Annotated in this window: 11 protein-coding genes; 6 read left to right on the forward strand and 5 right to left on the reverse strand. The window is 42.4% G+C overall.

What is annotated here, in order from left to right:
• Positions 1 to 10: 10 nt before the first annotated feature.
• Together ubiE and MMO42_RS11245 are read right to left on the reverse strand one after the other, a co-directional pair.
• The gene (gene ubiE, locus MMO42_RS11240; protein WP_241320582.1) at positions 11 to 952 is read right to left on the reverse strand and encodes a bifunctional demethylmenaquinone methyltransferase/2-methoxy-6-polyprenyl-1,4-benzoquinol methylase UbiE; all 942 of its coding nucleotides are present in this window, start codon (positions 950 to 952) and stop codon (positions 11 to 13) included.
• Between the two features lie 210 nt (positions 953 to 1,162).
• Positions 1,163 to 1,870, reverse strand: coding sequence for a hypothetical protein (locus MMO42_RS11245; protein ID WP_241320583.1), 708 nt, complete (start codon positions 1,868 to 1,870; stop codon positions 1,163 to 1,165).
• A 211-nt stretch (positions 1,871 to 2,081) separates the two neighbouring features.
• Between MMO42_RS11245 and MMO42_RS11250 the strand changes: the two genes are divergently transcribed.
• Positions 2,082 to 3,500: a phosphate--AMP phosphotransferase gene (locus tag MMO42_RS11250; RefSeq protein WP_241320584.1), complete on the forward strand. Its 1,419-nt coding sequence runs from the start codon at positions 2,082 to 2,084 to the stop codon at positions 3,498 to 3,500.
• 27 nt (positions 3,501 to 3,527) lie between these two features.
• On the opposite strand, the gene MMO42_RS11255 is transcribed toward MMO42_RS11250, so the two are convergent.
• Both MMO42_RS11255 and MMO42_RS11260 read right to left on the reverse strand, forming a co-directional pair.
• The gene (locus tag MMO42_RS11255; RefSeq protein WP_241320585.1) at positions 3,528 to 4,820 is read right to left on the reverse strand and encodes an MFS transporter; all 1,293 of its coding nucleotides are present in this window, start codon (positions 4,818 to 4,820) and stop codon (positions 3,528 to 3,530) included.
• A 193-nt stretch (positions 4,821 to 5,013) separates the two neighbouring features.
• Positions 5,014 to 5,514 carry a hypothetical protein gene (locus tag MMO42_RS11260; RefSeq protein WP_241320586.1) on the reverse strand — a complete coding sequence of 167 codons (501 nt, stop codon included), beginning with the start codon at positions 5,512 to 5,514 and terminating at the stop codon, positions 5,014 to 5,016.
• Between the two features lie 183 nt (positions 5,515 to 5,697).
• On the opposite strand from MMO42_RS11260, the gene MMO42_RS11265 reads away from it, so the two are divergent.
• The 3 genes from MMO42_RS11265 (at position 5,698) to recD (ending at position 14,910) form a co-directional block, all read left to right on the forward strand.
• Positions 5,698 to 9,342 (forward strand): exodeoxyribonuclease V subunit gamma, encoded by a 3,645-nt coding sequence (locus MMO42_RS11265; RefSeq protein ID WP_241320587.1) that lies wholly within the window; start codon positions 5,698 to 5,700, stop codon positions 9,340 to 9,342.
• Between the two features lie 3 nt (positions 9,343 to 9,345).
• Positions 9,346 to 13,059: a UvrD-helicase domain-containing protein gene (locus tag MMO42_RS11270; RefSeq protein ID WP_241320588.1), complete on the forward strand. Its 3,714-nt coding sequence runs from the start codon at positions 9,346 to 9,348 to the stop codon at positions 13,057 to 13,059.
• A gap of 99 nt (positions 13,060 to 13,158) precedes the next feature.
• The gene (gene recD / locus MMO42_RS11275) at positions 13,159 to 14,910 is read left to right on the forward strand and encodes an exodeoxyribonuclease V subunit alpha (RefSeq protein WP_241320589.1); all 1,752 of its coding nucleotides are present in this window, start codon (positions 13,159 to 13,161) and stop codon (positions 14,908 to 14,910) included.
• Between the two features lie 702 nt (positions 14,911 to 15,612).
• Here the strand turns inward: recD and MMO42_RS11280 are convergent.
• On the reverse strand, positions 15,613 to 16,911 hold the full coding sequence (locus MMO42_RS11280; RefSeq protein WP_241320590.1) for a beta-lactamase family protein: 1,299 nt from the start codon (positions 16,909 to 16,911) through the stop codon (positions 15,613 to 15,615).
• Between the two features lie 240 nt (positions 16,912 to 17,151).
• Here MMO42_RS11280 and rpsO point away from each other — a divergent pair, with 240 nt between their 5' ends.
• Positions 17,152 to 17,421 (forward strand): 30S ribosomal protein S15, encoded by a 270-nt coding sequence (rpsO, locus tag MMO42_RS11285; protein ID WP_005154935.1) that lies wholly within the window; start codon positions 17,152 to 17,154, stop codon positions 17,419 to 17,421.
• Positions 17,422 to 17,676: 255 nt separating this feature from the next.
• Positions 17,677 to 19,764 (forward strand): polyribonucleotide nucleotidyltransferase, encoded by a 2,088-nt coding sequence (pnp, locus tag MMO42_RS11290; protein WP_171067193.1) that lies wholly within the window; start codon positions 17,677 to 17,679, stop codon positions 19,762 to 19,764.
• Positions 19,765 to 19,987 lie beyond the last annotated feature (223 nt).

The following is a 19,987-nucleotide window of genomic DNA, read 5'->3' on the forward strand; positions in this document are numbered from 1 at the left end:
ATCTTAAACCTTAAAGTTTGAATCCACGGTGAACAGCAACGATACCACCTGTTAAGTTGTGGTAGTCACAGCTTTGAAAACCTGCATTTTCCATCATCCCTTTTAGGGTACGCTGGTCTGGGTGCATACGAATCGATTCAGCAAGGTATTTGTAGCTTTCAGCGTCATTGGCAACCAGTTTGCCCATGATCGGCAATGCGGTGAATGAATAAAAGTCATACAATTTTGAGAATGGCTCAAACACTGGCTTAGAGAACTCAAGAATCAATAAGCGACCGCCTGGCTTAAGTACGCGGTACATGGCTTGTAACGCAGCATCTTTATCGGTCACATTACGTAAGCCAAAGCTGATGGTGACTAAATCAAAACTGTTGTCTGCAAATGGCTCTAAAGTTTCAGCATTGGCAAGGATGAAATCAACGTTGGTGCAGCCTGCATCAATCAGACGATCACGGCCGACATTTAACATTGATTCGTTGATGTCGGATAGAACGACATGACCTTGAGGCCCAACTTCACGACTAAATACTTTCGCCAAATCACCTGTACCACCAGCGATATCAAGCACGTGTTGTCCACGACGAACACCTGACATATTAATGGCAAAACGTTTCCAGATACGATGGATACCGAATGACATCAGATCATTCATGATGTCGTATTTGCTGGCAACCGAATGGAAAACTTCTGCAACTTTTTGTGCTTTATCATCACTACTCACGGTTTGGTAACCAAAGTGAGTGGTTGCACCAACATTGCCGGTATTAGCGCCGCGCGGCAAGTTATATTTTGGGATTGAAGCTGTTGAGGTCTGTGCTGCACCTTGTTGGATTGGCTGCTGCTGACCTTGTGGTGTGCCTTGTGGAAGGGGCGTGTTTAAGAAAGGGCTGACTTTGTCTGAACTTGGGTTTTGCTCAACTTCTGGGGTAGGCTGTTGGTTTTCGTTAGACATAGTTTTCTCCTAAACTTTCGCTCTAGCGGCACGAATCAGCAAGCATGATGACAGATTTTGTATTTTTTTACAGGCTTTCGCATGCAATTGTTATGAATAATATACAGAAAGTCACTTTCTCAAAAGTGTTTTAATTTTTCTTAAGATTTGAAAAGACTCATTTTTCTCTGCAACCACCAGCGTTAAGGTTGCAGAGAAATCGGCTTAGCCTTAGTCCCGGAATGGATTTGGGTGTCCTGCATGAACTCGATCAATAATTTCACGCTCTTTTTCAGTAAAGGTTTTGATAAAGGTTGCAGCAGACTTCATCGGTTTCATGGCAGCGAAACCTTCTTGGATGAATTGATACATGCCATCAAAGTGATATTTATGCGCTAGGCCTTTACACATTTTAAAGGTCGCATACATCATGGTTGAGCGCATATATTTATCCAGCGTAACACCGAGTTCATCAAGCAAACGTAACTGCTCATAACGTGCTTCACCTTGATCGAGTTTAACCAAGGTCTGGCGCATGATCTCATCTGTAAGTGGGGTATCAGCAGGGTAGTCTGCGAGGAGCTGTTCAGCAACTTGCTCATCTAATTGTGTCGCAAGCACAGCAAGACTGACAGACTTAGTCCCTGTCTTGATACCATTTTCGGGTACAAAACTTTCTACTTTATGCGCAAATTTAAGTAAGCGCTCGATTTGCTGTGCCAACGCATCGAAATCTGGTCCGCCATACAAGCGTTTCAGAAAATATTCTGCCATCAATTGGTTTTCAGGACGTGCAAAAAATTCTTCGTGGGTGTGTGCAATACGTGCTTTCATCCATGTTTGAACTTCGTGTAAGCGTTGTTCAAGCACAGCATTATTATGATAATTAAGAGCTTTGTATTGGATTAGTAAATCATCAAAGGCAGTGAGTTTTGACATAAATAAACTTAATTAGAATAAAACCATAAAATCATAGGCTGCATCATAACGGAGAACCATGACAGCATAAACTCTAAATGTTTAATAATTGGTCACTATAACCATTTGCCTATAGGAATCTACAGAAATTGTACACGGGTTTTTCTGAAGTAAGCCTTGGTTTTGACTATACTCTTTTAAAATTTGAATAATGAGCCGTTTAGAGCAAAACATGAGTAAACAACAACCGATATTTGAATTACGAGACGAAGATGAACTTTCGCTAGAGCTGATTGAAGCACAATATGCTTTAAAGAATAGCCGAGATAAAAAAAATGCTAAAAGTGTTTTGGTTTTGGTGAGCGGGATCGAGTTGGCTGGTAAGGGCGAAGCCGTCAAACAATTAAGAGAATGGCTAGATCCACGTTATTTACGGGTTAAAGCTGATGCGCCGCAATTGTTATCCAATAGCCAAACGTTTTGGCAGTCCTACACCCGATTTATTCCAGCCGAAGGACAAATTGTGGTGATGTTTGGTAATTGGTATAGCGATCTTTTAACCACTGCCATGCATGTGTCCAAGCCTTTAGATGAGAATCTGTTTGATGGCTATGTGGAACAAATGCGAGCTTTTGAACATGATCTGCAAAATAATCATGTACATATTGTCAAAGTATGGTTTGATTTATCATGGAAATCACTGCAAAAGCGTTTAGATCAAATCGATGCTTCTGAGCAGCGTTGGCATAAATTACATGGTTTGGATTGGCGCAATAAAAAACAGTACGATACTTTGCAAAGCTTGAGTCAGCGCTTTACCGATGATTGGTTTGTGATTGATGGTGAAGATGAAAAACTGCGTGATCAATGTTTCGCACAATATCTATTGCAAACCTTGCAAGAGTTGCCTGAGCATCAAACCAAAGTCACGCAAAAATGGCAGCAAGCCGCAATACCAAAAGCGTTGCTTGAACCTGAAAAAGCAGGCTTAGAAAAAGAAGATTATAAGGAAGAGCTGAGTAAGCTCACCAAAAAAGTAGCGGATAAGTTGCGCTATGATGAACGTAAAGTGGTGATTGCTTTTGAAGGGATGGACGCAGCTGGCAAAGGTGGAGCGATCAAGCGCATCGTCAAAAAACTCGATCCAAGAGAATATGAAATTCACACCATTGCCGCACCTGAGCGTTATGAGTTACGCCGTCCTTATTTATGGCGTTTCTGGAGCAAGCTGAATGATAGTGGCAAGATTGCGATTTTTGACCGCACTTGGTATGGACGTGTATTGGTTGAACGGATTGAAGGTTTTGCCTCGACGGTCGAATGGCAGCGGGCCTATAGCGAAATTAACCGTTTTGAAGAAAATTTGGTGGATAGCCAAACGGTCATTGTGAAAATCTGGCTAGCGATTAGCAAGGATGAACAAGCCTTACGCTTTAAAGCACGGGAAAAAACGCCTCATAAACGCTTTAAGATTACTGAAGAAGATTGGCGTAATCGGGATAAATGGGATGATTATCTCAAGGCGGCAGCGGATATGTTTGAAAGAACCAATACTGACTATGCGCCTTGGTATGTGATTGCAACCGATGATAAATATTTAGCTCGGATTGAAGTGCTCAAAGCGATCTTAAAACAGTTGAAGGCGGATTAATCCGCCTTCTGTTTGTCATTGCCTAGGTTAATGGTTATTTGCCAATTGTGTGCTATAGCTGCGATGTTGTCGGAATACGATTAAGGTCGCAATTAAGCTGGTGATGGCGGCAAACATCAGCCAGAATGCAGGCATGCTCTTATTTCCAGAGCTTTGTACCAGATAGGTCGCGATCATGGGTGTTAGTCCACCAAAAATAGATGTAGCGAAACTATAGGCTACTGAGAATCCTGCAATACGTACTGAGCTCGGCATCATTTCAGCCAGAGAAACCACCAACGCACCATTATAAAAGCTATACAGCAATGAGAACCACAAGAGCACCATCAGCATGTGCGACAGGCTAATGGTATGTGTCAGCCAAGTCAGCAGCGGATAGGCACTGATAAAGATCAATAAAGTTGTCGTGATTAAAAGTGGTTTACGGCCAAATTTATCGGAAAGATGTCCGCCAATGGGTAACAAAATAAAGTTACTGAGACCGACCATAATGGTGGCGATCAAACTTTCGGTACGCGTTAAATGCAGCACTTCTTTACCGTAGGTTGGCGTGTAGACGGTAATGAAATAGAACATGGTGGTGGTGGTTGCAACCATACATACACCTGCCAACACAATTTTCCAGTTGGTTGCTAATGTACTGAGAATTTGTCGAGTGCTTGGATGCTCTTTGCGAGAGGCGAAGGCTTCTGTTTCAACCAAAGATTTACGTAGCCAGAAAATAAAGGGAATGATGGCACAGCCAACAAAGAAGGGAATACGCCATGCCCAAGCATCAACTTGCGCTTTGGTAAACACCACACTGACGATATAACCCAAGACAGCTGCAAAAATGACAGCAACCTGCTGACTTGCCGATTGCCAACTGGTAATAAAACCACGATTATGCGGTTCAGCAATTTCTGCTAAATAAACCGAAACACCGCCAAGCTCAACACCCGCGGAGAAGCCTTGCGCAAGACGCCCTACAAAAATCAGAACAGTCGCTGCAAAGCCAATACTGGCATAACTGGGTGTGAATGCAATGATTAATGAACCGAAGGCCATGATGCTTAAGGTCACCATCAGACCACGGCGACGACCAATACGATCAACATAAGGACCGAGTACCAGCGCACCGATTGGGCGCATGAGAAAACTGACTGCAAACACGAGAAATGTTTTCATCAGCGCAGCATAGCTACTGTCTGAATGGAAAAAAGTTTGGCCTATGGCTTGTGCATAGAGTCCAAACAGGAAGAAGTCGTATTGTTCAAGAAAGTTCCCGCTGGTCACGTTAAAAATTGCACGGACACGAGAAGGTGATTGGCTATTTTGCACAACGACGCTCCATCATCTGTTTATCATCGAGATGTGGAGATTAAAAATACAATCTTTATGGAAGCTTAAAAAATTAAGTGAATATTAACGTATTTGTGTGGTTTTTTTATTGATCTGTTGCATCACTGTAAAGGTCGAGATTTTACAGTGATGCAACAAGCAGCTTGAGATGAACTGACTATTTTCTTTCTATTTAATAAGTTGAAACGGTCTTCTTTTGAATGCGTTTTGCAAGGTTGTAACAATCTTGCACATGCGCTTCAGTAATTTTACGCATCATGAAGTATCCCAGACTAGCGGCAACAAGTTGCCCACCTAAAGGGATAAACTTGGTCACTTGTTTGGTGGCAATTTTAGTGAAAAAGCCATTAAAAGATGCTTTCATTGCGGTACGTGCCACCACAAAGCCTGAGAATTCAAAACCGCGTTTGCGCAATTCATCCCAGTGAATCTTTTTGGTTTCAGGGTCATAAACACTAATGTGCTCAGGCGCTAAACCGAAACGCGCATTAATATCTGGAATGACTTGAGTCAGCATGCCTAAATCAACAACTACATCAAAAAATGGAATCGGGACAATTGCTGCGCCTGCTGACCAATAGGCACGCTTTTTAGCGAGTTCCAGACACTCATCGCGAATCTGTTCCAAGTTTAAGTTTGGATTAATGGATTCAGGAATATTATCAATTTTCATAAAGTTATACCTAAAGTCTATCCCTCGATAGTACATTCAATCGTATGGAATGGTGAAATTCAAAACAATTTTTTTATTTCCTTGTGTGTTTAGCGTGACATAGTGATCTGAAGTTGTATAGTGATGATTGTGTACGATTTCGTGCAACAGTCTGCTGTATTATTGATGAGGTTACATTAACGCATGGGGATTCATGTTATTCAAAGTCAACGCCTTGACGTATTATTACAAGGTGTGATGGCATCAATCACTCAGCCGAGTAACTCTGCATTTCAGGTGTTTAAGACCCAGCATTTTATTGTACCAAGTCCTGCGCAAGAACAATGGTTGACGCAGAGAATTGCTGAACAGCAAGGCATGACGGCCAATTATCAATTTCATCAACGCATTCGTGGTTTTCAGTGGTATGCCTATCAACAGGTAGTGGAAAACAAAGAGCAAGTGCGTAAAGCCAATATTCCCCATTTGATTTTAAAATGGCGCATTCATCAAGCATTGCAGCCTTTTATACAAGCGGACCAGAATACACTTGCCTTAGATCACCCGTTATATTCAATCGTACAACGCATTTATGACAGTGCAGACCAATTACAACGAGGCACAGAAAAGCAGCTTAAAAAGCAGAGCATGTTGTATTGGATCGCGGAGCAGGTTTCACAACTTTTCAATAACTACATGATTTACCGTGGCCATTGTCAGCGAGCTTGCCAAAATCATTGCACATGTACAGGCAACTGGTTATCGGCTTGGGGGCAAAATCGTGCTTTAGATATTGAACAACTCATTTCTAAAACAGATCAAGAAACCTCAGCATTTACCTTAAATCAGACTCAACAGCTGGAGGCTTGGCAGCGTTGGCTTTGGCAAAACTATTTCCATGATGATTTTTTAGAAATACAAGCAATTGATGCCGATTTCTGGCAGCTTCTAGACAGTGAACAGACACGTCAGAAAGCATTGGCACAACTCCCGAATCAGGTGGTCGTATTTACGATTTTGGATTTACCACCGAGCCAACTGCAATTTTTACGGCGTTTGGGACAATATTTAGATGTGGTGATTCTGCACTACAACCCCTCACAAGAATATTGGGCGGACAGTGTCGATCCACTCTGGAAAAAACGCTATGACTTAGGGGTAAAAGAGCGCTTTCTGGTTAAACATCCGCATGCCAGTGATGCTGAAATTGCCGCATTCTTTGAAAATTTTAGTCTCGGTTTTAATGCCTTAAATCGTGAATCTCGCCATCCCTTGCTGACGCGTTTGGGGAAACAGGCACGTGACCATTTCTCGTTGCTGTCACAACTGGCAACAGGTGAAGAGGGGAAATGGGTCGATGCTTTTGAGGATTATTTCCCTGACACTTTACTGGGTAAAATCCAGTCAGATATTTTTTATTTGGCAGAACCTCAACAGCAACAATATGAACTTGCGCCTGAAGATCGGTCGATTCAGATTCATGTTTGCCACTCCAGTATTCGTCAGCTCGAAGTTTTAAAGGAGCAGTTGCTACATTGGTTGGCTGAAACTGATTTGATACCTCGCCGCCCAAGCGATATTTTGATTTTAACGCCCAACCTGGCCGAGCTGGAGCCTTCAATTCGCAGTGTTTTTCCTGCGGTGGCAAACGAGCATGAAGTCTTTTTACCCGTTAAAATTGCAGGCGTAGCACAGTTAGATGCTTTAAATGCTTGGCGTGCAGTACTTGGGCGTCTGCAACTGACGCAAGGTCGATTTATCCCAGATGAATTTGCAGATTGGCTCAATCTGGCGGCAACGCAGCAACGTTATGCTGTGGATTACACGCAGACACAACGAATATTGGAATTGCTCAATGATGCTGGGTTTAAGCGTGGTTTGGATGCAGAACATTTAAAACATAGTTTAAGTGCAGAGGATCAAGACTACCGTTATAGCTTTAAATTTGCTTTAGACCGTTTGGCTCTCGGCATAGCGGTACCTGCACATGCGATGGTAGAAAATACCTTGAGCTATGCATTGGTGCAGCCCAGCGATTTTGAATTGATCGGAATTTTGATTCAGATTTATCATGACTTATCTACTCGACGAGACTGGCTGATCGCACATGAACAAGGCCAGCGTCTAGCGGTTGAAGCATGGTTAAAACGAATCAAAGATGATGTACTTGAGTTTGAACAAGCCGATGTGGTTGCCTTAAAAGCAGTACGTGAAATTATCCAAAAACAAGAACGTATGCTGACTTTGGCCAGCTATTATGACGATGCCGAAACGCAGTTACGTCAAATTTCCTTACCTTTGCCTTATATCATCGAAGAGATCCAACGAACGCTAGAAAACCAGTCGGCACAAGTTGAACCAACGGGACAAATTACCTTTAGCCAGATTGGGCAGATTCGTCCAATTCCGTATCGTCTGATTGTGTTGTTGAGTTTAGATACAGGTAAATTCCCGAATCGGGACAGTCATATTCCTTTTGATTTGATGGATGCATTGCGGCAACAATTGGGTGACCGTTCCCGTCTGGAAGATGATCAGGGTGCATTTTTAGACGCAATCTTGCTGGCGCAGGAACAAGTGTGGTTGTTTTATAATGGTTTTGATATCAATGATGGTGAGGTCAGAGAGCCATCCAGTGTGTTGCAAGGCTTCCGTGATCACTTGGCTTTGATTGTAAAATCTTCATCAAGCCAAAATGATGAAAATTCTGCTTTAGCGCTAGAGGATTTAGGTGAATTCGAGGCATTGCAAATCCCACCACAGCTTTACCCGCTTTATTATCTGCATCGGCTACAGCCATTTGATCCCTTAGGTTTTGTTGCCGATCGTCCGGTTCGATATCAGGATCAATGGTTTAAAGTGGCGTCACAGATTCAGCAAGTGAAAGGCGAACGGCAGGCATGGGCCAATACGGCCTATCCTGTTGAACGGAATGAAATGACCATTTTGGGCAGCCAGCAATGGATTCAGGATGTTACTTTCCCTGCACGGTTGTACTTAAAAACATTGGGGGTTGAAAATTTAACAGCAACTGAGCTGGTCGATCAAAATGAACCCTTACTGTTGGATGGTTTAGGTAAATATGCCATTCGCCATTTTTTACAGCAGCATGATGAGGCGGTATCACCGAGCATCTTGCAAGATCAACTGCCTGTTGGAAAAGTTCAACAAAGTGCATGGCAGCAAAGTCGTTTAGAACAGCAGCGTTTGCAAGAACGTCTACAGCAATATGCCGCTGCGCCAACGGAAACCACACAACGAGTTTGGCGTGTATCTAAACATTTACAAATCGGCTGTGTCACGCCTAAACAGTTAACACAAGATTGGGTCAGTTTGGACCCCTCTAGTGCGCGCGCTAAACGCTTAGCCAAAGTCTGGCTGGAATATCTGTTGTGGTTAGTGATATTGAATAACGACACCGCAACGGAGCAGCGCCGTATTGTGGTATTTAGTGATCAAACCGTGATTTGTGAAGGACTCAGTTCGCAGCAGGCACAGGCATATCTGCAAGCATGGTTACAGCTTTGGTATACAGCACAACAGCAACCCGTGGTCTTACCTGCTGCATTGTTGTTAAAACCATTGGAAAAAGCCAAGCGCTATGAATGGGTTGAACACGATAAAGATTATGTTTTAGCGGAAGAGAGCCAGAAGCAAATTTTCAAGGACTGGAACGATACCGGAGATTTCTCTGGTTTTGATATGACCCAAAATGAAGCTTGTAAATTGCATCGTGATTGGCAGTTTATTTTGCAAGAGCAAGATGCAGCCGCCTTATTACAATTTGCATGTGATCATTATTCTTATGCCTTGTATCAACCAATTTTTGAATTTTTACGGGTGGAGTAAGACATGAGTTCACAATATCCAGTGTCTTATCAGCCCATTCTTGATATTCAGTTTGAAGGTTTACATTTAATTGAAGCCTCTGCGGGGACGGGTAAAACCTACACATTATCGAGTTTGATGGTGCGGATTTTTTTAGAAAAATATCTGCCCAATCAGGTCATTGCCACGACTTTTACCCGAGCAGCTGCCGCAGAACTTAAAAGTCGTATTCGCTTGCGTTTGGTCGAGATACTTGAGTATTTAGAACCCTTTCGTGATGTGCTGGAACAGGATATTCAAACACAGGCGTTACAAGAGTCCGATCCGTTAAAACAACAGGTTTTACAAAATTTCGCACCGCGGATTGCCTATGCTTGTGAACGTCTTAAACTGGTGATTGATCAGTTAGATGAGTTGTTTGTAGGGACACTGGATAGTTTTAGCCAAAAGCTATTGCGAGAGTTTGCTTTTGAAAGTGGCAAAATCGAACGGACCGAAATTACAGATGATGCTAAAAGTTATACTCGCCAATTGATTCATGATGTGTTGCGTGAATGGATTCAAACCCAGCCGCAGCAAGTCATTGATGCACTGTATAGCGTGGGTGGGCTGAAAAGTGTAGATCATTTTGTTGGGATGGTGGAAAGCTCACTGAACTTTAGTTCAGCCCAGTTTAAATTACCTGCTATGCCTGAAATTGAGTTGGCACAATTACAGCAATGGCAGCAGCAAGCACAAGGGATTGAACTGAATACCTTGGCTGAATATTTTCAGTTAGACGGTATCTATTACCCACATATCAATGGTGCTTCTTTTCGTAATCATGCCTTCCATAAACTGTTTACAGAATCGCTACCACTATTGTTAAAGGCACTTGAAAGCACAGAGAATGTACAGTTTTTTGATGCTTATTTTGCCGATGCACGTGATGCGGTATTTAAGTTTTTAGAAAAGCTCGAAAACCAAAAGATTTTTAAGAAATGTCCTGCTGACATTGCCGAAGGTTTTTATCAGCATGCGACAATATTGCAATTGCAATCGTTGTTTCAATCCTTACAGCGCACACAGCAAGCGTTTGAGCAGCTACAGGTTTATCTAAAAGCTTATTTGTGTATTGAAGTAAAGAAGCGCTTGCCACAAGTGCTACAGCAAAAGGGTGAAACCACCTTTTCTCAGCAAATCAAAACCTTGTCTGATGCTTTAAAAGGAGAGCAAGGACAGCGTTTTGCTGTGTTTGTACAGGCTCGCTATCCATTGATTTTAGTCGATGAGTTTCAGGATACGAACCAAGATCAAGATGATATGTTAGCCAATATTTGGCGGCATCCGCAGCGTTATCAAAAAGGTTGCATGATCATGGTCGGTGACCGTAAGCAGGCGATCTATGGCTTCCGCGGTGGAGATATGTTGACCTTCTTGAATGCCTATCAAGATGTGATGTCTAAGCAGGGGCATGAATATAAACTGATTCATAATCATCGCTCCGTAAAAGAATTGGTTGAAGTGGTTGATGTGCTGTTTCAACGACAACTGGATTTTGGTGAGCAGGTCATGTATGACCCGATTCAAGCAGGTTCACGACCTCATCCGGCTTTGATTGAAAATACCCAATCCAATCCTGCGCCATTACGTTGGTTACAATTACAAGAAGGCAATGAACAGGCGACGCAAGTGGCGTGGCAGATTCAGACTTTATTGAATCAGGCGTATCTAAAGCAATTGTATTTGGCTGCTGATGTTGCCACGACTATTGATGAAGAGGATATTGCGGTACTTTCCCGCAGTCATCGCCAGCTGGATGCAGTGCAATATGTATTGGAACGCATGGGGATTCGCGTCAATCGCCCTTCCAAACGCAGTGTGTTTGATTCAGCAATTGCAAAAGATGTGGGTGCTTTACTCACTGCGTTGTTGCATCCTTATGATGAAGCGAAGCTCAAACGTGCCTTACTCAGCCGTTTATTTGGATTTGATTTAACCCGATTGCTGGCATTGGAACAGAGTGCAGAAGGGCTGAGTCATTATATTCAACAATTTGATGACATCCGTGAGATGTGGCTGAATCAGGGCTTTTTATCAGCATGGCAACGTTGCTTAAACCAATTTGGTATTTGGCAACAGTTGGTTGCAGCACAAAGTAAAGACAATGAGCGTGCTGTGGTCAATTTACGCCATTTGACGGATCTGCTGAGTCAGCATAGTGAGCAGGTACAAGGTAGTCATAATTTATATCATTGGTATTTAAAACAATTAAATTCACCTAGCGATCGGGAGTGGGAGCTCGAGCACAAGCTGTCGAATGAAGCTGGTGTACAGTTGATGACGATTCATCAATCCAAAGGCTTGGAGTTTAAAATTGTCTTTTTGCTTGGGGCAAATAAAGCCTTTGCTGAAGTGCAGAAAAGCTTAAATTTTTCCACCACTGAAATCCAACTACCTGAGACAGGTCAAACCCGTACTCAACGTGTGGTTGCCGTGGCAGATAAAAACTTTTTGCAGCAAACTGAACTGGATCAACATCAGCAACGTGCCTTGGCAGAACAAAATCGTTTGTGGTATGTGGCGTTGACACGCGCAAGTCATCGTGTCTATGCCGTGTTTGAACCAGAAAAGGGGGATAAAAATAAATTTTCTGGCTTGGCATTTTGGAAAAATCAAGGTGACCATTTCCAGCATCCTTACAGTACTGAGGTTGCTCCGATTTTAGAACGGCCTCAGGCACTACAGGCACAGCAAGTGCAGCAGCGCATTGCGGTCTCAGCACAACCTTTACCTACGCAGCGCTTTTACGCACGTGGTAAAACCAGCTTTAGTTATTTGGCGCAACATTTAAAGCATAAAGCCAACCGTGTTGATCGCATGGCCAATATCGATGTAGATTTTGAGCAAGCAGAAGACGAGTTAAATTTCTCTGCACAAGATCAGGTTGTTGTCGCTCAACCGATTGCCTGGATTAAGCAGTATTTCCCCAAAGGTACTTTGGCTGGGAATTTTCTGCATGAAATTTTTGAACAAATTGATTTCCAACAGCCCTCAACTTGGGTGGAGGAAATTCGCCGTCGTTTTAAAAATACCTATCAAAGTTTATGGCTCGAACTGTTGCAACAGTATCAACAGCATTTTCCAGAGCAGGAGCATAGCGAACAGCAACTCTATCAATGGATTGCTGAGTGGCTGAAAGAAGTAGTGATGACACCACTCAATCAAGATTTCCAATTGCAGCAATTAGAGGCAGGGCAATATTTATCAGAGTGTCCATTCTATTTGGCTTTGTCCGATCGTGTGTTGGCCATGCAGCGCGTACAACAACTGTTTGAAGAGTACGGTATCGGAATGCCCGAGCTGCTTGAAGCAAAGTCTGCTCGTTATCTGAATGGTTCGATCGACTTGGTGTACTTCGATGGACAGCGTTACCATATTGCCGATTATAAGAGTAATTTTCTGGGGGCAGAGCAAGTGGATTATCAGCCAGTTCAGATTGCTGAAAGTATGTCCCTGTCGAGTTATTGGTTACAAGCGGCTTTATATTTGGTGGCGTTGCATCGTTATCTGACGGTGAAGTTGCAGAATTACGATATGCAGCAACATTTGGGAGGCGCATCGTATCTGTATTTACGCGGAATGAATGGGCAAGCACAGCAGGGTTGTTTCTATTGGAAACCTGAGGACGAATTTATCTTGCGCTTAGATGCAATTCTTGGATATTTTTCTGAGCATAATGCTGGGAAAATGGTGTAGATAAAGTGTATGAATTTAAATTAAACAAAAACTTAGCTTGTGGGTAACTCTGTTTATAACCTTGTGGACAAGCGTGTGGGTAACTGTGAGGATAACTCTGTGGACAAACAAATCGGTCATCAGTCAGAACAAATGACTTGGTTAAATATGTGGAGTAATTACCTCGCACAAGCCCCATTTTCTCAATCTGCTCAAGCAGTTAACGCTGCGCAAGTGCTGCAACAACTGGTTGAAGCCAGTTTACAGGGCGACAGCTGTATAGAAGCGGATCATACTCAGATCGAAGCACTGGCTGATTTGGCTATTTCGAGTGATAACGCAAGCACTCAAGTTGCCCCATGTGTCTATGATCAGCAGGGCTTGGCATTATACCGATATTGGCAACTCGAGCAACGCCTTACACAGCAGATTTGTCGATTAAAGCGACAAACGATTCAAACTGTCAATCCAGAAAATTATCAGAACTTACTCAGTGATGAACATCAACAAGCTGCGCTTAAAATGGTGTTGCAACAATGGTTGAGCATCATTACGGGGGGGCCAGGTACGGGGAAGACCTATACCTTGGCACGTATCATTGCGGCTTTAAACCAGACGATTCCCGATATTCGCATTGCCATGGCAGCACCCACAGGCAAGGCCGCACAACGTATGCAGGAGGCATTACAGAACTCATTTAATGATCCAAAATTATTGGAATCAGGTTTAATTACAGATGAGTTGCGTAATCAAAATACCCAGACTTTGCACCGTTTATTGGGCATGGGCAATCGGCAGATTCCACGGTTTAATCCAAAACAACCTTTGCCTTATGACGTTATTGTGGTCGATGAGGCCTCAATGTTGGATTTAAATCTAGCAACTTTATTATTTGAAGCGATACCTGAGCACTGTCGGATTATTTTGTTAGGTGATGCCAATCAGTTGGCCTCTGTCGATGTCGGTTCAGTTTTAGCAGATTTACAACAGGTCGAGGTATTGGCAGAAAACAGAGTCCAATTACAAACCAGCCGTCGTTTTTCTGCAGAAGCCAAGATTGGGCAGTTTGCGAGATTTATTCAAGCCGAGCAAAATTCAACTGAGCCAGAACTTGTACTGTCGAAGTTAGCGCATGACATTGTAGAAGCAGCACCTTTGCAAGCGATCACCTTAATTGAAGAGATGCCAGACCAGATTCAACTGGAATATCTACCAGAGCAGCAGGGTATTGAGATTGAGCCTTATCAACAAAAATTGATGTATGGATTTCAAGGCTATGTTGCTGCCTTGAAAGGCTATATATATGCAGATGCATCTGAAGACTCTATTCAGTCTGTCATTCATGCTTTTGATGATTATCGAATCTTAACTGCCGTCCGACATGGACAGTTGGGGATTGAACAACTGAATCGTTATGCCGAGCAGTGGCTAAACCAGCAGCTTAAACAGGTCGCCGTCGGGGATTGGTATATCGGACGTCCAGTCATGATGACGTATAATGATTATCAGCTTGGAATTTCCAACGGTGATATTGGCATTTGTTTTAAACACCGTACCCAAGCGCAGCAGTTTGAAGTATTTTTTCCAAGCTTGAATAAATGGATTGCAGCGCATCGATTACCACGTAGCATGCAAACAGCCTTTGCGTTAACCATTCATAAATCTCAAGGTTCTGAATTTACCCACACAGCGATTGTATTAGATGCACAAGCAGAGAAATTATTAAGTCAGGAGTTGATTTATACCGCGGTGACCCGTGCTAAAAAAGTTGTGAGTATTTTGGCTGATTCAAATGCATTACGGCAGGCTTTGACGATACGCACTGTTCGTCGTAGTGGTTTAGTGCAAAAGATCAATTTGAACAGATTGTGAACTTATGCTTCAGAATTCACTGCTTTGTAAGTAAAAGCTTACAAGGATTCGAGATATTGTCGCTAGAGCAAGCGCAAGCTTTTTGAGATTATGTACACACAAAGAGCCTAGCAAGGAAAGCTAGGTAAATCGCATAAATATAATAATAACGTCGGATGACAGCGAACTTACAGTGAAGTAAGTGATAAAAGAGGAAATTTACAGCCGCTAAGCCTTGTAGTTTTGGGAGAGACTACAGGGCTTTTTTATTTTCATCGTTTATCCGCTATAAAATCTTTATGATTCATTGACTCAGTATCGTACCTTTTTAATGCGTGAACATTCATCTATTGTTTATTGTATGTGTATTTCTGCTTGACCTTGGGTTCAAATAAAAGGAAGAAATATAAATCTTATTGTCTGACAATTTTTTGTTATTATTAAGTTAAATGTTATACAGACTTGTACGTTTTTTCGTACACAGAGATAAGAGAAATGCTATTTTTCTCCACAATTGAATCTGACAGAATAGTCGGTATAGAGAGAAGGAAAAGCAAGATAAACAACAATAAAGAAAAGGATGTGGGTGAACATTCAGAGGGTTTGAATGGTATAGGAAAAAACAATAAAAAATAACAAAATATAAGAACAATGAGAAGTTTCAAGCGCAAAAGCCCAAGTTTAACTTGGGCTTTTTTGTGCGTTTCTTTTAAGCCTTCACGCTTATACTAAATCGGCTTTGGTACGGTCTGTTGCAAACAACGAGCGACGTTGATTTTTGGGTATTTTCGGGCAGTTGGTCGAGATTTGGTAAAGTGTTTTGGCTAAAGCAGGTAAATGAGTACCGACCACAGACTTCCCAGTGGTCAGGAGCGATACACTGATATCACGCTCTGGATCTGCCCAACATAGAATATTTGAGAAGCCAATATGTCCGAATGCTTGTCCTGTCATTGGGCCAAATAATCCGACGGGATTACTGCCCAGCATTGGGCCTAGTGCATAGCGCATCGGCGCCAATAGCGTTCGATCTAAGCTAAGACCTGAGGTTGGCAGGGTAGAACGGAAGACTGTCTTGGCACTCATGATCTGTTTGCCTTGGTATTCGCCGCCGCTGAGCAACATTTCAAAAAAGCGGCCTACTTGTTCAGCACTGGTGTAAATGTTTCCAGCAGGACAAATGGTATCCATGAAACGGGTATCGTTGGTGACATCGACTGCAAGTTGTAAACCACCCCCGAGCACATGATTGAGATAATGGTCTGTACCTAAGCTTGGATGAATCCCTGTAGCATAGTTTAACGCCACATCAGCACGATACTCAGGTTTTAAACCATAGTTGAAATAGTCTAAACCCATTGGCTTTTCAATATGCTCAGCCAAAAACTCGCGAACGCTTTGACCTGTCACACGTTGAACGATTTCACCCAAAATATAACCCGCAGTAACGGCATGGTAGGCAAGGTGTGTTCCTGACGGAGAAACAGGTTTTGCTGCACAAAGTAGTTTTAAAATATCTTCTTGATTAAATAAAAGCTCTGGCGTGACTTCGGTATCGATACGAGGAATGCCTCCACGATGGGAAAGCAAATGAAAAATCGTGGCACGACGTTTACCATTCACACCATATTCAGGAATGTAGTAGCTGATTGGATCAAGTAAATTCAGGTCTCCACGCTCATCCAACATGTGGATCAACATAGCAGTCACCATTTTAGAGGCTGAAAACAGACAGACGGGCGTGTCTGGCGTCCCTATCTTGGCATCAGTCGCCAAGCCTTCTGCGGAATTACCTTGAGCATAGCCAATACTGCGGTTTAAAAGAATTTTCCCCTGACGACGTAAACATAAAGTGATGAGTGGATAATTCCCCGTTTTATACATTCCTTCCACACTGTGCCAAATCTTTTGGATCTGTGTTTCACTCATGCCACCCAATTCCGCAGAGACTTCATCTTTGCTGCGAATCACTTGATTTAAGTCATGTGGCACATAACAGGTATTAGTTGATAAAATTTTCACGATTCCCTCGCAATATTTTCGTTTTCTTTCTTCTCTGTCATAAATTGAAAACAGAATCAGGCTAGTGTGCCTATTTTGTACAACGCTGTCAGCTGCCGAATTGCCAGCGAAGTTAAAACATTTTTGCAATATAGCGATAGATCACTTAAAATAGGCGACTTGCTGTAGTGATGCACGGCAGTCGGTTGGTTCCAACTGATCATTATCATTTTATTTTTGTAAGCATCTCGGAGAAATCGAATGGCTTTAACTAACACTGATCGCGCAGAGATCATCGCTAAATTTGCTCGTGCTGAAAACGACACTGGTTCACCTGAAGTACAAGTTGCTTTATTAAGTGCTCAAATCAATGATTTGCAAGGTCACTTTAAAGAACACAAACACGACCATCACAGCCGTCGTGGTTTGATTCGTATGGTAAACCAACGTCGTAAATTACTTGACTATTTAAATGGTAAAGATCACGGTCGTTATGTTGCTTTGATCGGCGCATTAGGTTTACGTCGTTAATTCGATTTTACTTTGTTTTCGCTATTTCGCATGTTGTTATGCTTTATTGCTGAAAAGAGAGTTTCACCTAATTTACCTTAGGTGATTTTTAGAAGGGGCGCTTGTTCGCTCCTTCTTTGCGTTTAACTTTTTTAAATATTTGGTCTAGTGTGATGGCTTCTAAGCTTTGTCATTTATCCACACAGCAGTTGTGGTCTGAATGCCAAACCTTAGGGGTCTCACTAGAAAAAAAGTAGGAAAATACAATACATGTCAATGTTTAATATCATTCGTAAAGAATTCCAATTTGGTCAACACCAAGTTGTTTTAGAAACGGGTCGTGTTGCGCGTCAAGCAAATACAGTTTTAGTAACGATGGGCGGAGTGACTGTCCTTGTTGCCGTTGTTGCACAGCCAAAAGCAAAAGCGGGTCAAGATTTCTTCCCGTTAACTGTTAACTATCAAGAAAAACAATATGCTGCTGGTCGTATCCCAGGTGGGTATGGCAAGCGTGAAGGTCGTGCTTCTGAAGCTGAAACTTTAATTTCACGTCTGATTGACCGTCCAATTCGCCCGTTGTTCCCAGAAGGTTATTTCAACGAAATCCAAGTAACAGCAACCGTTGTTTCTTCTGACAAAACGATGGATGCTGATATCGCTGCGATGCTCGGTGCTTCAGCTGCATTGTCAATTGCGGGTACGCCGTTCCGTGGACCAATTGCTGGTGCACGTGTTGGTTTAATCAATGGTGAGTATGTTCTTAACCCGAACTTTGAACAACTTGCTCAATCTGATCTTGACCTTGTCGTTGCTGGTACAGAATCAGCTGTGCTTATGGTTGAGTCTGAAGCGAAAGAACTTTCTGAAGATCAAATGCTTGGTGCTGTACTTTTCGGTCATGACGAAATGCAAATTGCAGTTCAAGCGATTAAAGAATTTGCTGCTGCTGCGGGTGCAGTTGAATCAACTTGGGTTGCTCCAAGCAAAAACGAAGCACTTCTTGAGCAATTAAAAGCGGCTTTCGAAGCGAAAATTTCAGAAGCATATACCATTGCGGTGAAACAAGACCGTTATGCAGCACTTGATGCACTTTATGCAGAAGCAGTTGCTCAATTCGTTCCTGAAAATGACGAAACGGGTATTGCTGATGAAGTAAACGAATTATTTGAAGATCTTAAATACCGTACAGTACGTGACAACATCTTGTCAGGTAAGCCACGTATTGATGGTCGTGACACGAAAACTGTTCGTGGGATCGATGTACAAGTGGGTGTATTAGACCGTGCACACGGTTCTGCATTATTTACACGTGGTGAAACTCAGGCCTTAGTTACAACAACTTTGGGTAATACTCGCGATGCGTTGATGGTTGATACGCTTTCTGGTACCAAAACTGACAACTTCATGTTGCACTATAACTTCCCTGCATACTCTGTAGGTGAAACAGGTCGTGAATCTGGTCCTAAGCGTCGTGAAATTGGTCACGGTCGTTTGGCGCGCCGTGGTGTTCAAGCTGTTCTTCCTGCAGCTGACCGCTTCCCGTACGTGATTCGTATCGTATCTGACATTACTGAATCGAACGGTTCATCTTCAATGGCGTCTGTATGTGGTGCGTCATTATCATTGATGGATGCAGGTGTTCCATTGAAAGCACCAGTTGCGGGTATCGCAATGGGCTTGGTTAAAGAAGGTGAGCGTTTCGCAGTACTTTCAGATATCTTGGGTGACGAAGATCATCTTGGTGATATGGACTTTAAAGTAGCAGGTTCTGCAAACGGTATTACTGCACTTCAAATGGATATCAAGATTGAAGGGATTACCGAAGAAATCATGGAAGTTGCATTAAACCAAGCATTTGCTGGTCGTATGCATATCCTCAATGAAATGAACAAAGTCATTTCACGTGCTCGTGCGGAAATCAGTGCAAATGCACCGACTTTTGAAGTCATCAACATCAATCCAGACAAGATTCGTGATGTTATTGGTAAGGGTGGTGCAACCATTCGTGCGATTACTGAAGAAACTAAAGCTGCGATTGATATCGAAGATAACGGTACAGTACGTGTATTTGGTGAAACTAAAGCGGCTGCTAAAGCTGCGATTGCAAAAATCCAAGCACTTACTGCTGAAGTTGAACCAGGTACGATTTACGCAGGTAAAGTCATTCGTATCGTTGAATTCGGTGCATTTGTAAATATCATGCCAGGTACTGACGGCTTGCTTCACATTTCACAAATTTCGAATGAACGTATTGCGAATGTGACTGACGTATTGAAAGAAGGTCAGGACATCAAAGTACAGGTTGCAGATGTTGACAACCGCGGTCGTATCAAATTAACAATGAAAGATATTGAACAAGCTTAATTAAATCAAGATCCAAATCTAAAAAAGCGCATTGTTTAAACAATGCGCTTTTTTATTAAATGAATGATTGTTATAGCTATAAAAAACCAAAACTATAAACATAAATTTTCTTTATATTAGACATTAGTCTAATGCTTTAATTGCAGTCCACACAATTAACGTAGAATTCTCCCACTTTCCGCTCCTACCTGTGTTTATAAGGTTTTAGATAGACAGTCGGAAG

The sequence above is a fragment of the Acinetobacter sp. ANC 3882 genome (assembly GCF_022549545.1).
Lineage (GTDB): Bacteria > Pseudomonadota > Gammaproteobacteria > Pseudomonadales > Moraxellaceae > Acinetobacter.